The sequence below is a fragment of the Tepidibacillus sp. HK-1 genome (assembly GCF_001748485.2).
Taxonomy (GTDB): Bacteria; Bacillota; Bacilli; order Tepidibacillales; family Tepidibacillaceae; genus Tepidibacillus_B; species Tepidibacillus_B infernus.
The window spans coordinates 1-14,999 of record NZ_BDGM02000032.1 but is presented as its reverse complement, the minus strand read 5'-3'; the positions used below and the strand labels follow the sequence as shown (position 1 = coordinate 14,999).

Here is a 14,999-nt window from a genome sequence, read left to right as displayed (position 1 = left end):
TCTAAGTTTTAGCAAGTGTTATTCTGCGAAGTGACGTGTAAACTTTGGAAGCGCCGTATACCGAACGGTACGTACGGTGCTGTGGGAGGTCGGCTGGTCAAATAATGGCCAGCCTCCTACCCGATCCAGTAAATATCTGAATATTCAGTTTAGGTTGAGGGGATAAATCATGGAGAACCTGTTAAAACAGATCCTAGAGGGGAATAAACGTAGTGTTGGGAAAGCCATCTCGATCATTGAAAATGATTTACCAGAGAAAGTGGAACTTCTTAATCAATTATATCCTTATACAGGCCATGCCAAAGTGATTGGAATAACAGGACCTCCCGGTGCTGGAAAAAGTACATTGGTAGATGCCATCATTCAAGTCATTCGCCAAACTGGAGCAAAGGTTGGGGTGATAGCGGTAGACCCAACAAGTCCATTTACAGGTGGTGCCATTTTAGGGGATCGGATAAGAATGCAAAAACATGCCTTAGATCCAAATGTTTTTATTCGAAGTATGGGAAGTAGAGGAACATTAGGAGGTCTTGCAAAGGCGACGAGGGAAGTCGTTAGAGTATTAGATTCGATGGGGAATGATTATATTCTGATTGAAACCGTAGGTGTAGGGCAATCAGAATTAGAAATCATAAACGTTGCAGACACTATAATGGTAGTCCTCCATCCAGGTGGGGGAGATACGATCCAAGCGTTCAAGGCAGGACTGATGGAAATAGCCGATTTATTTGTAATCAATAAAAGCGATTTACCGGGTGTAGAGAAATTAATCCATGAGATTGAAATGTTAATCGAGATGACAAAAATAAATGCGAATTGGAAGCCACCTATCATCAAAACCATTAGTACAAATCAAGTAGGATTGGAAGAACTATGGGCGGCATTACAAAACCACCAACAATATTTAATCGAACGAGGAGTACTTCAAAAGCAAAGAACCTCCTTTTTAAAGAGAGAAGTAGTCGAGCTTTTGCACCACTTATTTCAACAAAAGATAGATGTTGCCATCTACACCCAATTTTTTAATAAGGAATTAGATCAATTAGTAAATAAAGAAAGAAGTCCTGAAGAAATTGCGCGAATCATGTTTGAGAAATTATGTCCTATGAAATCATAATGGAGTATAAAATATTTGACATCTGAGGAAAATTGGATAAAATATTGTTTGCATTCGTTAGATTTGAGATCATGGTAAACAAAAATGGTTTTCATAAAGTAAATGGTAACTAAAGAAGGAGTGTGCCGGGACTTGAGTGATATCGTTTTAAAAATTGAAGAAAGACGTTTAAAAGAACTACCCATGGTAGATATAGCTTATGAAATTTTAAAGCAAACAAAGAAAACCTATTTTTATCAGGATTTAGTTAAAGAAATCGCTCAATTAAAAGGAATGACTGAAGAGGAAATCATTGAAAACATCGCACAGTTGTATACAGAAATCAATATTGATGGCAGATTTGCCCATGTCGGCCAAAATGAATGGGGATTAAAGCAATGGTATCCTGTTGATCAAGCAGATGCTTTACACTATAGTCACGACGACGATGAAGAAGACGATTATACCGTTTATGATGACGAGGAACTAGATGAAGAAGGTCTTCTTGATGAAGATGAAGAGGGCTTAATTGATGAAGATGAATTATATGCAGATGATGAAGATGAAGAAGATAGCGAAGACATTGATTTAGAAGAAGATACAGAGGATGAAGATCTTTTTGAAGATGATACTGATGAGGAATTAGACGATCAAAACGATTATGTTGATTTAGATGAAAATGATGATTCAGAAGAAGACGATGATCTAGAAGAAGATGATTAAATTTCTTGACATTGTAGACGACAACGAGTAAACTACTTTTTGGGCTTAAGATTTTCCATAACGAACGGAATAAACAACAAAATATTTTATGGGATAAAAACAAAAGTGCCCCTATCTTAGGGAAGCTGTCACTTTTGTTTTTTTGTTTCCTTACGGTAAAAGATGGTTAAACTATACCAGAGTTAAGAGGAGGAATATGAGATGGCAAAGTTTATTTTTGTAACGGGTGGAGTAGTCTCATCTTTAGGTAAAGGGATTACTGCCGCTTCTCTTGGAAGATTACTGAAAAACCGTGGTTTAAAAGTAACCATTCAAAAGTTTGATCCATATATCAATGTTGATCCTGGTACGATGAGTCCATATCAGCATGGAGAAGTGTTTGTTACAGAAGATGGGGCTGAAACAGACTTAGATTTAGGCCATTACGAACGTTTCATTGATATCAATTTAAGCAAAAATAATAATGTAACGACTGGGAAAATTTATTCTACCGTGATAACCAAAGAAAGACGTGGTGACTATTTAGGTGGAACCGTTCAGGTTATTCCTCACATAACGAATGAGATTAAAGAACGCCTTGTTCGGGCGGCAAAAGAAACGAATGCAGATATTGTTATCACAGAAATTGGTGGCACAGTAGGGGACATCGAAAGTCTGCCATTTTTAGAAGCGATTCGTCAAATGAAAAGTGAAGTAGGTCGGGAAAATGTGATGTATATCCATGTCACTTTAATCCCATATATTGCAGCTGCTGGTGAGCTGAAGACAAAACCGACCCAACATAGTGTAAAAGAATTAAGAAGTATTGGGATTCAACCAAATGTCATTGTTTGTCGTACAGAACACACGTTATCAGAGGATATTAAGGGCAAAATTGCTTTATTCTGTGATATTGAGAAAGAAGCTGTGGTTGAAGCCTTAGATGCAGATACATTATATGATGTTCCTTTGATGTTACAAGCTCAAGGGCTAGATGAGTATGTGGTTCGCCATTTAAAGCTAGATACCAAGCCAGCTGACATGACAGAGTGGATCCAACTTGTGAATAAAATTAAAAACTTGTCTCACACGACGCGTATCGCCATTGTGGGGAAATATGTTGCTTTACATGATGCTTATTTAAGTGTGGCAGAGGCACTTTATCATGCAGGATTTCACTATGATTCTGATATCGAAATTAAATGGGTTGATGCAGAAGATGTAAATACAGAAAATGTGGCAAAAATCTTAAATGATGTAGATGGTATATTGGTGCCCGGGGGCTTTGGTGATCGTGGCATTGAGGGTAAAATTGCAGCAATACAATATGCTCGTGAACAGGAAAAACCATTTTTAGGAATCTGTCTCGGCATGCAAACAGCTGTTATTGAATTTGCCCGAAATGTCGTTGGTTTAAAAAATGCCAACAGTTCAGAATTTAATTTAAAAACTCCATATCCTGTGATCGATATTCTCCCAGAACAAAAGGATATTGAGGATTTAGGGGGAACGATGAGATTAGGGCTATATCCATGTAAGCTAGAAGAAGGCTCTATTGCTCATCAAGTTTATCAAGAGGAACTGATTTATGAACGTCATCGCCATCGCTATGAGTTTAACAATGAATTTCGTGAGCAATTACAAGAAGCAGGATTAAAAATATCTGGAACCTCACCTGATGAAAAATTAGTAGAAATTATTGAAATTCCTAATCATCCATGGTTCGTGGCTTCACAGTTCCATCCTGAATTTACATCAAGGCCGAATCGTCCTCATCCTTTATTTAAAGGTTTAGTTAAGGCATCACTTGAAAGTAAATTAGTCAAAAACAAATAATCTTCTGCTACTTGTCATTTAAAGGTTTGTATATTCCGATGGAATATACAAACCTTTTTTTAGTGGATCCCTACAAAAGTAACCGATCCATTTCATCACTTTGGTGGGTTTTCTTAAAAAAAATAATAAGTGATGAAAAAACAATGAAAGCAGAAGGAAAAATTAACCTTTATAGAGAAAGATATAGATTGATATTTAGTAAATATTCGGACAAATCTGGTGAAATACAGGGGGGAGAATATGAGAGACAAAAAGATTCTTATTGTGGATGATCAATATGGAATCAGAGTGCTTTTGTACGAGGTTTTTGGTAAGGAAGGTTATCAAACGTTTCAAGCAGCAAATGGTAAAGCGGCACTAGAAATTGTTCAAAAAGAGTCTCCTGATATTGTTTTGCTAGACATGAAGATTCCTGGAATGGATGGTTTAGAAATTCTCAGGCATATCAAAAAGATTGATCAAAGCATGAACGTCATTATGATGACCGCATATGGTGAACTGGATATGATTAAGGAAGCCAAAAAACACGGAATTATTACTCATTTTACCAAACCGTTTGATATTGATGAATTAAGGGAGACAGTAAGGACGATTCTTTTTGAAGATAAGGTCGAATCAAACCATGCAACGATTTAACGTTTTTAAATGCGTTCACAAACTTTTAGCTCATCAATTTCTTTTTGATTTATGGTATAATGATTCAATGATATTGTATTGAATATCTTGGTAGTAAATAGGTATTCTAAAGAATATACATATCTAATTATTGTTTTTGAAAGGAGACTAGTTATGCCATTAGTATCAATGACAGAAATGTTACAGAAAGCAAAGGCTGGCAAATATGCCGTTGGCCAATTTAACATGAATAACCTGGAATTTACTCAGGCAATTATTGAAGCAGCTGTAGAAGAAAACTCTCCTGTTATCTTAGGCGTGAGTGAAGGGGCTGCTCGCTATATGGGGTTGGAATATACAGTAGCGATGGCAAAGGCTGCTGCTGAAACAGCGAATATTCCAATTGCTTTACATTTAGATCATGGTAGCAGTTTTGAAGTAGCTATGAAGTTCATTCGTGCTGGATTTTCCTCTGTGATGTTTGATGGATCCCATCATCCATTTGAAGAGAATATTACTTTAACAAAGAAAGTAGTAGAAGCAGCCCATGCAATGGGAGTATCTGTTGAAGGTGAACTTGGAACGATTGGTGGGGTTGAAGACGACCTTTCTGTTGAAGAAGAAGATGCAAAACTAGCTAAGCCTGAAGAAGCAATCGAGTTTTATAAACAGACAGGTGTAGATGCGCTTGCGATTGCTGTAGGTAGTGCTCACGGCATGTATAAAGGCGTACCTAAAATCCACCACGATATTATTGAAGCTGTAAGCAAGCAAATTGATATACCGCTTGTACTTCATGGAGGATCAGGTATTCCTGATGAGGATATTACGAAAGCCATTGCTGCAGGAATTGGTAAAATTAACGTCAATACAGAAAACCAAGTTGCTTTAACTAATACCATTAGAGAAATCTTTGCAAAAGATGCTAAGGTATATGATCCACGTAAATATTTAGGACCAGGCCGCGAAGCAATGAAGGAAGTCGTTCGCGGAAAGATTCGTTTATTTGGGAGCAATGGTAAAGCCTAAACGATAAAAAGGGGTTGGCACCATTATGAAATTTTTTATAGATACAGCCAATATTGAAGAGATTCGTAAAGCAAGTGAGTGGGGTATTCTATCTGGTGTAACAACAAACCCTTCTTTAATTGCTAAAGAAGGAAGAGATTTTATTGAAGTTATCAAAGAGATTACCTCCATTGTTGATGGGCCTATCAGCGCTGAAGTGATTGGGCTAAAAACTGATGAAATGGTGAAAGAAGGAGAACAGCTCGCTTCTTTACATAAGAATATTGTAATTAAAATTCCGATGACTGTTGAAGGCCTTAAAGCAGTACACGCTTTAAAACAAAAAAATATCAAGACGAATGTAACGTTGATTTTCTCTGCAAACCAAGCCTTAATGGCAGCAAGAGCAGGAGCAAGTTATGTTTCTCCTTTTGCAGGTAGGTTAGATGATATTGGTTATGATGGAATCTCGCTGATTGAGGATATTCATCAAATTTTTGCTTATCATGGGATTGAGACAGAGATTATTGCTGCAAGTATTCGACACCCTATGCATGTAACTCAATCTGCAAAAGCAGGTTCTGATATCGCAACTGTTCCATATAAAGTGCTAGAGCAAATGATCAAGCATCCCTTAACAGATATCGGGATTGAAAAATTCCTCGCAGATTGGAATAAGGCTCAAAAATAGCAAATCGATATGGGCTTGTATTTTACCCTGTTGTAAAATACAAGCTTTAATTTTAATATTATAGTGGAACCCCGCAAAAGTAATCGGAATATGCTTCGTTGGAAGTCGTCACTTTTGTGGGCTATCTTATCGACTTCTTTTACGTTAGGGGAGAGAACTTTTGGAAACATTGATGATTAAAGGGGGAGACCATTTATCAGGGACAGTAACGATTAGTGGCGCAAAAAATAGTGCTGTTGCTTTAATTCCAGCTGCCATTTTAGCAAATTCCCCAGTGACGATTGAAAACCTACCAGATATTCGCGATATACATATTCTTATGGAAATCCTGTCTGAACTTGGTGCAATGATAGAATATCATCATGGGACAATGAGAATCGACCCTACTCAAATGAAGCCTAAACCAATGCCAAATGGTAAGATAAAGGAACTAAGAGCCTCATATTATTTAATGGGTGCCCTATTAGGAAAGTTTGGTGAAGCAACGATTGGTTTGCCTGGGGGCTGCCATTTAGGGCCAAGACCGATTGATCAGCATATAAAAGGCTTTGAAAGTTTAGGAGCGAAGGTGATTCAAGAATCTGGGTCTTTATATTTAAAAGCGAACTTATTAGTTGGTAATCGAATCTTTTTAGATGTGGTAAGTGTAGGTGCAACGATAAATATTATGTTGGCGGCGTCTAGAGCAAAAGGACAAACCATTATTGAGAATGCTGCAAAAGAGCCTGAGATTATCGATATTGCTACCATTCTAACCTCAATGGGTGCAAAAATCACCGGTGTAGGAACAGATATTATAAAAATCCAAGGTGTTGAAGAATTAAAAGGGTGTAGGCATTCAATTATACCTGATCGAATCGAAGCTGGTACCTATATGATTATCGCTGCGGCGACAGCGGGAGATATTACAGTAGACAATGTGATTCCAAAACATTTAGAAGCATTAACAGCAAAGCTAAAAGAAATGGGAGCCATTGTTCAAGAAAAGGACGATTCCATTCGTGTTTTAGGTCAATCCTATTACCGACCCGTAGACATAAAAACCCTTCCCTATCCTGGATTCCCTACTGATTTGCAACAACCTCTTACCTCCTTATTAACGCGTGCAGAAGGAACAAGTGTGGTCACTGATAATATTTATACTTCAAGATTTCGCCATGTCGATGAACTAATTAGAATGGGAGCAGATATTAAGGTAGAAGGTAGAACAGCAGTTGTAAAAGGGGTCAATGATCTTCAAGGAACAAAAGTAAAAGCGACAGATCTAAGAGCAGGGGCCTCCTTAGTGATTGCAGGGTTAATGGCTGAAGGGATTACAGAGATAAGTGATGTATATCATATTGATCGAGGGTATGAAAAACTAGTAGAAAAGTTACATGCTTTAGGAGCAAATATTTGGAGAGTAAAAGATGAACGGTTCTAAGAAAAGAAATGGAACCCCGCAAAAGTAATCGGAGTATGCTGCGAAGGAACTCTTTACTTTTGTGGGCTACAATTAGGGGGAGAAGAATATGGAGAGGAGTTTAACATTAGAATTAGTTCGGGTGACTGAAGCAGCAGCATTGGCTGCAGCAAGGTGGATGGGGCAAGGGTTAAAAAATGAGGTGGATGATGCCGGAACATCGGCGATGAGAAGGGTCTTTGATACCGTGCCGATGCAAGGAACTGTTGTGATTGGTGAAGGGGAAATGGATGAGGCGCCAATGCTTTACATTGGCGAAAAATTAGGAACTGGATATGGCCCAGAAGTAGATGTAGCTGTTGATCCGATTGAAGGAACCAATATTGTTGCAAGAGGGTTATGGAATGCCTTAGCAGTAGTCGCGATTGCTGATAAAGGAAACCTTTTACATGCACCAGATATGTATATGGAGAAGATTGCTGTTGGTCCTAGAGTAGCGGGAAAAATCAATATAAATGCAAGTGTGAAAGAGAACCTAGAAATTGTAGCGAGAGAACTAAACAAAGATATCTCTGAAGTAACAGTCGTGGTGTTGGATCGAGAACGCCACCAAGAATTAATCCAACAAATCCGCTCTGCTGGAGCAAGGATCAAATTGATAAGTGATGGTGATGTAGCAGCGGCGATCAATACGGCTTTTGAAGATACAGGTGTGGATATCCTATTAGGTTCTGGTGGAGCACCAGAAGGGGTATTAGCAGCTGTGGCCCTAAAATGTTTAGGGGGAGAGATTCAAGGTAAGTTACTCCCGCAAAATGAGCAAGAAAGGGAGCGATGTAAGGAAATGGGGATCGACCCCAACCATATCCTGAAAATGGAAGATCTAGTAAAAGGTGATGACGCCATTTTTGCAGCAACAGGTGTAACGGATGGTGAACTTTTAAAGGGAGTTCGTTTTCATGGAAGTATCGCTACAACCCAATCGATTGTCATGCGGGCGAAGACAGGAACAGTAAGAATTATTGATGGAACCCATCGACTTGAGAAAAAACCAAACTTACTGATTAAATAAAGCAATGTATAAACAATTGAAATTGGAGAAAAATAATATAATGTTTTCATTTTAATACATATAGATAAAGAAGGTGTTCAACGGAATGGATTTAAATATATCAATGTTAGAAACGATGAAGTTAACAGAGCTTTATAAGTTAGCAAAAGAGTTTCAAATTCCTTATTATGGGAAAATGAAAAAAAACGAACTTATTTTTTCCATTTTAAAAGCGCAGGCAGAAAAAGCAGGACTTATGTTTATGGAAGGTGTATTGGAAATCTTACCAGATGGATATGGCTTTCTAAGACCTGTCAATTATTTACCTAGTGACGAAGATATTTATATTTCCGCTTCACAAATTCGCAGGTTTGATTTGCGAACAGGGGATTTAGTCTCTGGTAAGGCTAGACCGCCAAAGGAAAATGAAAGATATTTTGGTTTATTGTATGTAGAAGCGGTAAACGGAATGGATCCTGAAATTGCTTCAGAACGATTACATTTTGCTTCTCTCACACCTATTTTCCCTCAGAAAAAAATTGTCTTGGAAACTGCTCCAAGCAACCTCTCTACTCGAATCATGGATTTATTCACTCCAGTTGGATTAGGTCAACGGGGACTGATCGTAGCCCCACCAAAGGCAGGGAAAACCGTCCTTTTAAAAGAGATCGCTAATTCGATTAGTGAAAACTATCCTGATATCCATTTGATGGTATTACTCATAGATGAAAGACCTGAAGAAGTGACTGATATGGAAAGATCAGTGAAAGGAGAAATTATTAGCTCAACATTTGATGAGTTACCAGAGAATCATATTAAGGTTGCAGAACTAGTTTTAGAACGAGCACAGAGGTTAGTTGAAGCAAAGAAAGACGTTGTAATTCTAATGGATAGTATTACAAGGCTAGCAAGGGCTTATAACCTTGTTATTCCACCAAGTGGCCGGACATTATCAGGAGGTATAGACCCAGCAGCTTTCCATAGGCCAAAACGTTTTTTTGGAGCAGCGAGAAACATTGAAGAAGGCGGTAGCTTGACCATCCTTGCTACAGCATTAGTGGAGACAGGTTCTAGAATGGATGACGTGATTTATGAAGAATTTAAGGGAACTGGAAATATGGAACTTCATTTGGACCGCAAATTAGCCAATCGAAGAATTTTTCCTGCCATCGACATTACCCGTTCAGGAACAAGAAGAGAAGATTTACTTTTGACAAAAGAAGAGTTAGAAAAGCTATGGTTAATTCGAAAATCAATGACAGAGGGTCAAGAATTTGTTGAGTTATTCCTGAAAAAATTAAAGGAAAGTAAGACAAATCAAGAATTTATTGCTTCTATTGATCCGAAAAAAGGTCTATAATCCCACCTCTTTCCTCTATGAACCGGTAGTTTGTATATTCCAAAAGCAGCGACTTTTGGGAGTGTATTTCTGCGCAAACTTAAACCTTGCATCTTTATTTTTACTTATGTTATAATTTTTCTATGTGTGTGATAACTCTGATTCGCAAATGAATCAGGGCAGAAAGAGGTGAACGTAATGAAACAAGGAATTCATCCAGATTACAAAATTACAAAAGTAACATGTGCATGTGGTAATACTTTTGAAACTGGATCAGTTAAAGAAAATCTACGCGTTGAGATTTGTTCAGAATGCCATCCATTTTTCACTGGAAAACAAAAATTTGTTGATGCGGGTGGTCGTGTAGATAAATTTAAGAAGAAATACAACATTAAATAAATTAAGTTTGTATATTCCAACGCGCTCCGTTGTTTGCGGTTTTCCATGATTAAAGAAGAACGAGGGAAAACTCGCTCTCAAAAGTCGCTGCTTTTGGAATATACAAACCCCTAATGATAAGGGGGAGGAAAGTTACACTTTCCTTAATATTAAAAATAAACAGGCAGGCGATCGCTTGCCTGTTTTTCTCTAATAATATACATTTCATATTTGTAATAGCTTGGGGGGAGGGAGAAACATGGCGCAACTTTTTTTTAGATATGGGGCAATGAATGCTTCAAAAACGATTCAGCTCTTAACCGTTGCTCACAATTACGAACAATCTGGGAAAAAAGCAACGGTTTTTACTCCAGCGATTGATGATCGATATGGAGTGGGGAAAGTTACCTCAAGAGTAGGTATCAGCAGAGAGGCTGTTCCTGTTTACGATAATACCGATATCTTCAAAATTGTGGATAACGAAGAAATAAAACCAGACTGTGTATTGGTAGACGAAGGGCAATTTCTCAAACCTTATCACGTCACTCAACTAACCCATATTGTGGATCAATTAAACATACCTGTGATTGTTTATGGTTTGTTAAAAAATTTTAAAAATGAATTATTTGAAGGTAGCCAACAATTGCTTTGTGAAGCGGATAAAATTGAAGAAATTAAAACCGTTTGTGTTTATTGTAATAAAAAAGCAACTCACATCCTAAAATTTAAAGATGGACAACCTGTTTATTCCGGCGAAGCCATTGAAATTGGTGGAAATGAAACATATCGCAGTGTTTGTCGCAGACATTATTACCATCCGCCGCTAGAAAAAGATGAGTCTTTGGAATAATTAAGCAAAATGTTTTTGCCTCATATCGGGAAATATAATTCCTGAGGAGGTGACGCATTTGCGTACAAAAAAATTCAAGCTATTGGTATTAGCCAGCCTTTTAGTGTTAGGATTAACGGCATGTAATGTAGATAATGATAATAGACCATTAACGAGAGGTTACAATCAGCCGAATATGTTAGATGGAAATGATGGTCGTAAGGTGAATCCATATACTTATGATGGCATTACACCTTATCGAAACGTCACTCCATATAACCGTTATGATGGTACTTATGGTGCTTATAATTACAATCCATACGGTCCTAACAATGTTGGCCCTTACGGCTTCCGTGCTAACCAGTTCCGTAACAATGCAAACGATGATGCAGATAGAATGGCGGAAACGGCAGCAAGAGTTAATGGGGTTGAAGATGCAACGGTTGTTATTGCTGGCGGGAATGCTTATGTAGGATTGGATTTAGAAGATCGAATTCAATCTACCGAAGCTAACCGTGTCGAACGAAATGTGTATAATGCTCTAAAGAGATTATACCCTCGTTATAACATCCGTATTACTTCTGATGCTGATCTATTTGGGCGACTACGTGACGTAGGCGATGGCATTAGAGGTGGGACTGCCGTTGATCGTTTCAAAACAGACTTTCGTGATTTCGACAACCGTTTTAGAACCTACAGAAGATAGTACGCCTCGTTTCAAAGAACACCTTTTTAGCTTAGGCTAAAAGGGTGTTCTTTATTTCTTGCTTATAACGAGCAATTCCGATATAATTTTAACGTTATACATTAGTTTTTATTCCAAATTGGGGTGAGTGAAATGTTCGGACGGTTACAAGAATTAGAAGACCGTTATAATCAATTGACGGAATTGTTAATGGACCCGGAAGTCCTTAATGATCCCAAAAAACTAAGAGAATATTCAAAGGAACAATCCGGATTAGAAGAAACGGTTCAAGCATATAAAGAATATAAACAAGTCGTTAAAGAACATCAAGATGCAAAAGCGATGTTAGAAGAAAAACTTGATGCAGAGATGCGTGAAATGGTCAAAATGGAATTAGATGAATTAGAGGAAAAAAAGAAAGCGCTAGAAGAACAGCTAAGAATTCTTCTCCTTCCAAAAGATCCTAATGATGAGAAAAACGTTATTGTAGAAATTAGAGGGGCTGCTGGTGGTGATGAGGCTGCCTTATTTGCTGGTGATCTTTTCCGCATGTATACACGCTTTGCAGAAAGACAAGGATGGAAAACAGAAGTAATGGATGCCAATTATACAGGGATTGGTGGGTTCAAAGAAGTTATTTTTATGATTACTGGAAAAGGTGCTTATAGTAAATTAAAATATGAAAGTGGTGCCCACCGTGTGCAACGTGTACCTGAAACAGAATCAGGTGGACGTATCCATACTTCTACCGCAACAGTTGCTGTATTACCTGAGGCAGAAGATGTAGAAGTAGAGATTCATGAAAAAGATATTCGCGTCGATGTCTTCTGTTCAAGTGGTCCTGGTGGACAAAGCGTAAATACCACTCAATCAGCGGTTCGCTTAACCCATATCCCCACTGGAATCGTGGTATCCATGCAGGATGAAAAATCCCAAATTAAAAATAAGGAAAAAGCGATGAAAGTATTAAGAGCTAGAATTTATGAAAAACAATTAGAGGAAGAACAGGCTAAACTAGCAGAAACAAGAAAAAGTGCAGTAGGAACAGGAGATCGAAGTGAACGGATTCGAACCTATAACTTCCCCCAAAGTCGTGTAACAGATCATCGTATCGGCCTTACTTTACACAAATTAGATAGCGTACTTGATGGTGATTTGGAGGAAATTATCTCAGCGCTTCACGTACAAGCGCAAGCGGACTTATTAAAACATACGGAGCAATCAGAATGAGAAACATGACAATAAAGGAAGCCCATTCTTGGGCTTCCTCCTTTTTAAGACAACATCATATCGATCAAGCCCCTTTAGAAGCAGAGGTTTTGATTAGAAACTTGTTTCAATGGAATCGAAGCCAACTGTTTCTCCAATGGAATCAACCCTTCCCAATCGAGAAATGGGAACCATTAAAGCAATGGCTTGATCAGAGAATCCACCATATTCCACTGCAATATATCGTAGGTGAGCAAGAATTTTATGGTAGACCTTTTTCGGTTAATCCCAATGTACTGATTCCTCGTCCTGAAACAGAACTGTTGCTTGAACATCTTATCCATGAAGCAGATCAAATATGGCAAGATCAGCCGATTACCGTAGTAGATGTAGGTACAGGCAGTGGGGCAATCGCGATAACATTAGCACTGGAAAAGCCAAATTGGCATGTTCATACAGTAGATATTTCTAACGCCGCTTTAAAAACGGCAAAGAAAAATGCCATAAAGTTGGAAGCCCAAGTAACCTTTCATCATGGAGATTTGCTAAAACCAATCTTAGAATCGAAAATGAAGGTAGATTTAATCGTATCAAATCCGCCTTATATTCCTACGAAGGATCTTGATGATTTAATGCCAGAAGTGAAAAATAATGAGCCGATGTTAGCCTTAGATGGTGGTGAAGATGGCCTACAATTTTATCGTCAAATCCTTCAACAAGCCGCAAAAGTATTGAATCGACCAGGTTTGATTGCATTTGAAATTGGAATTGATCAATCAGAACCAATCGTTGAATTGCTTCAGCAAAAAGGCTCAAAATGGAAGCTACAAATAGAATATATAAAGGTAATCCCTGATTTTCAAGATATTCCTAGGATTATCATTGCTAAGATCACCTAAAATAAACCTTTTTCAATCATGGAAAACCGCGAACAACGGAGCGCGTTGGAATATAGAAACTTACACGTTTAACCTTTCCCTATTCTGTCCATAATGAGGATAAATAGAGAGACGAGAGGGGAAACGTGATGAAAAAGCTATTATATTTTATTTTTATATTTTCTGTTCTTTTGATGAGTTGGGATATCCAAAAACAAGAAATGGCGATTGCTGCACCACAGGAATCAGCCACTATACCTGATCAAGCCATTCGTTTACGGATCATAGCAAACAGTGATTCGCCTGAAGACCAATGGTTAAAACGGAAAATCAGGGATGAAATTGTTGCACAACTTGATCCTTATGCGACAAAAGTTAAAACAATTGAAGAAGCAAGAGCAGTTATCAAGGAGCATTTACCAGCATTTCAAGAATTGGTAGAAAAGACGATAAAGGACAATGGATTTAATTATTCAGAACCACCAAAGGTTGAGCTTGGCATCGTTCCATTTCCTACAAAAATGTATGGTCAAACCGTTTATCCTGCTGGTGAGTATGAGGCACTCCGAATTACTCTAGGTGCTGGTAAGGGGCAAAATTGGTGGTGTGTTTTATTTCCTCCACTATGTTTTGTTGACATATCCACAGGGGATGCTGTTGATGTGGTTAAAAATACAACAGTAGACAAGACACAGCAATCTATTGTCCAATTAAATGATCCTGAAGAAGTAGAAGTGAGATTTTTCCTCTTTGATATGCTACTTAAACTCTTTTCCTTTATCAAATCGATATTTTAAAAGATCTATTTCAAGCTTCGAGCAATAGAATTGTTCGTAGCTTTTTTACTAAATCATAAACCATCTATCATCATTATGAAGAGTTATTAACATACTTATTAACAGGTTATTCACAAACTGTGCATAACTTGTCAATAGATTATTTTGACAGGTGCAATATTTTTTTGTTTAACTTCCCTCCGAAAGAAGTCTCCCACTTCTAAACGTGAAGGTGTACCAGCACCAGTGAAAGTGGGAGATGAATTTCGGTTAGGCGTAGCCTAAAGTTGTCTTTTTTTGCTATGATATAAGTAGAATGGAATCACGATGTTGAGAAGCTTTTGCTTACTCACAACGGGTGGTGCGCCCATTGAAGTGAGGTGATTCGATATGGCAAACAAAGCATATAAGTTCCGTCTGTACCCAACACAAGAACAAGAGCAATTTCTTGCGAAAACCTTCGGTTGCGTTCGTTTCGTCTACAATAAAATGTTGGCTGAACAA

16 protein-coding genes are annotated in these 14,999 nt (G+C 37.9%); all 16 read left to right on the top strand.

The genetic code is table 11. The features are described 5' to 3' along the window. Window positions 1-169: 169 nt before the first annotated feature. Window positions 170-1,117 (top strand): methylmalonyl Co-A mutase-associated GTPase MeaB, encoded by a 948-nt coding sequence (meaB, locus tag BEN26_RS13010; protein ID WP_069798869.1) that lies wholly within the window; start codon window positions 170-172, stop codon window positions 1,115-1,117. 132 nt (window positions 1,118-1,249) lie between these two features. After that, window positions 1,250-1,819 carry a DNA-directed RNA polymerase subunit delta gene (gene rpoE, locus BEN26_RS13005; RefSeq protein WP_255421909.1) on the top strand — a complete coding sequence of 190 codons (570 nt, stop codon included), beginning with the start codon at window positions 1,250-1,252 and terminating at the stop codon, window positions 1,817-1,819. A gap of 201 nt (window positions 1,820-2,020) precedes the next feature. Then, complete coding sequence (locus BEN26_RS13000) at window positions 2,021-3,634, top strand: CTP synthase (RefSeq protein ID WP_069798873.1); 1,614 nt, start codon at window positions 2,021-2,023, stop codon at window positions 3,632-3,634. A gap of 240 nt (window positions 3,635-3,874) precedes the next feature. Then, complete coding sequence (locus BEN26_RS12995) at window positions 3,875-4,270, top strand: response regulator (protein WP_068726685.1); 396 nt, start codon at window positions 3,875-3,877, stop codon at window positions 4,268-4,270. A 153-nt stretch (window positions 4,271-4,423) separates the two neighbouring features. Further along, window positions 4,424-5,278 carry a class II fructose-1,6-bisphosphate aldolase gene (gene fba / locus BEN26_RS12990; RefSeq protein WP_068726683.1) on the top strand — a complete coding sequence of 285 codons (855 nt, stop codon included), beginning with the start codon at window positions 4,424-4,426 and terminating at the stop codon, window positions 5,276-5,278. Window positions 5,279-5,303: 25 nt separating this feature from the next. After that, the gene (gene fsa / locus BEN26_RS12985; protein ID WP_068726680.1) at window positions 5,304-5,948 is read left to right on the top strand and encodes a fructose-6-phosphate aldolase; all 645 of its coding nucleotides are present in this window, start codon (window positions 5,304-5,306) and stop codon (window positions 5,946-5,948) included. A gap of 160 nt (window positions 5,949-6,108) precedes the next feature. Continuing rightward, on the top strand, window positions 6,109-7,371 hold the full coding sequence (locus tag BEN26_RS12980; protein WP_069798878.1) for a UDP-N-acetylglucosamine 1-carboxyvinyltransferase: 1,263 nt from the start codon (window positions 6,109-6,111) through the stop codon (window positions 7,369-7,371). A gap of 88 nt (window positions 7,372-7,459) precedes the next feature. Beyond that, window positions 7,460-8,422 carry a class II fructose-bisphosphatase gene (gene glpX / locus BEN26_RS12975; RefSeq protein ID WP_069798880.1) on the top strand — a complete coding sequence of 321 codons (963 nt, stop codon included), beginning with the start codon at window positions 7,460-7,462 and terminating at the stop codon, window positions 8,420-8,422. Between the two features lie 85 nt (window positions 8,423-8,507). Continuing rightward, window positions 8,508-9,761, top strand: a complete 1,254-nt coding sequence (gene rho, locus BEN26_RS12970) for a transcription termination factor Rho (protein ID WP_069798882.1) — start codon at window positions 8,508-8,510, stop codon at window positions 9,759-9,761. 177 nt (window positions 9,762-9,938) lie between these two features. Continuing rightward, window positions 9,939-10,139, top strand: a complete 201-nt coding sequence (gene rpmE, locus BEN26_RS12965; RefSeq protein ID WP_068726671.1) for a 50S ribosomal protein L31 — start codon at window positions 9,939-9,941, stop codon at window positions 10,137-10,139. A 238-nt stretch (window positions 10,140-10,377) separates the two neighbouring features. After that, the gene (locus BEN26_RS12960; protein ID WP_069798884.1) at window positions 10,378-10,968 is read left to right on the top strand and encodes a thymidine kinase; all 591 of its coding nucleotides are present in this window, start codon (window positions 10,378-10,380) and stop codon (window positions 10,966-10,968) included. Between the two features lie 58 nt (window positions 10,969-11,026). Further along, window positions 11,027-11,653 carry a YhcN/YlaJ family sporulation lipoprotein gene (locus BEN26_RS12955; RefSeq protein WP_069798886.1) on the top strand — a complete coding sequence of 209 codons (627 nt, stop codon included), beginning with the start codon at window positions 11,027-11,029 and terminating at the stop codon, window positions 11,651-11,653. Between the two features lie 132 nt (window positions 11,654-11,785). After that, entirely contained in the window at window positions 11,786-12,862 is a 1,077-nt protein-coding gene (gene prfA / locus BEN26_RS12950; protein WP_068726664.1) for a peptide chain release factor 1, read from the top strand. Then, entirely contained in the window at window positions 12,859-13,740 is an 882-nt protein-coding gene (prmC, locus tag BEN26_RS12945; protein WP_084818780.1) for a peptide chain release factor N(5)-glutamine methyltransferase, read from the top strand. Before prfA ends, prmC begins: the two co-directional genes overlap by 4 nt. 128 nt (window positions 13,741-13,868) lie before the next feature. Further along, window positions 13,869-14,516 carry a stage II sporulation protein R gene (gene spoIIR, locus BEN26_RS12940; RefSeq protein WP_069798888.1) on the top strand — a complete coding sequence of 216 codons (648 nt, stop codon included), beginning with the start codon at window positions 13,869-13,871 and terminating at the stop codon, window positions 14,514-14,516. A gap of 369 nt (window positions 14,517-14,885) precedes the next feature. After that, the coding region (locus tag BEN26_RS12935) for a helix-turn-helix domain-containing protein (RefSeq protein WP_181482297.1) at window positions 14,886-14,999 on the top strand (114 nt) is incomplete at its 3' end.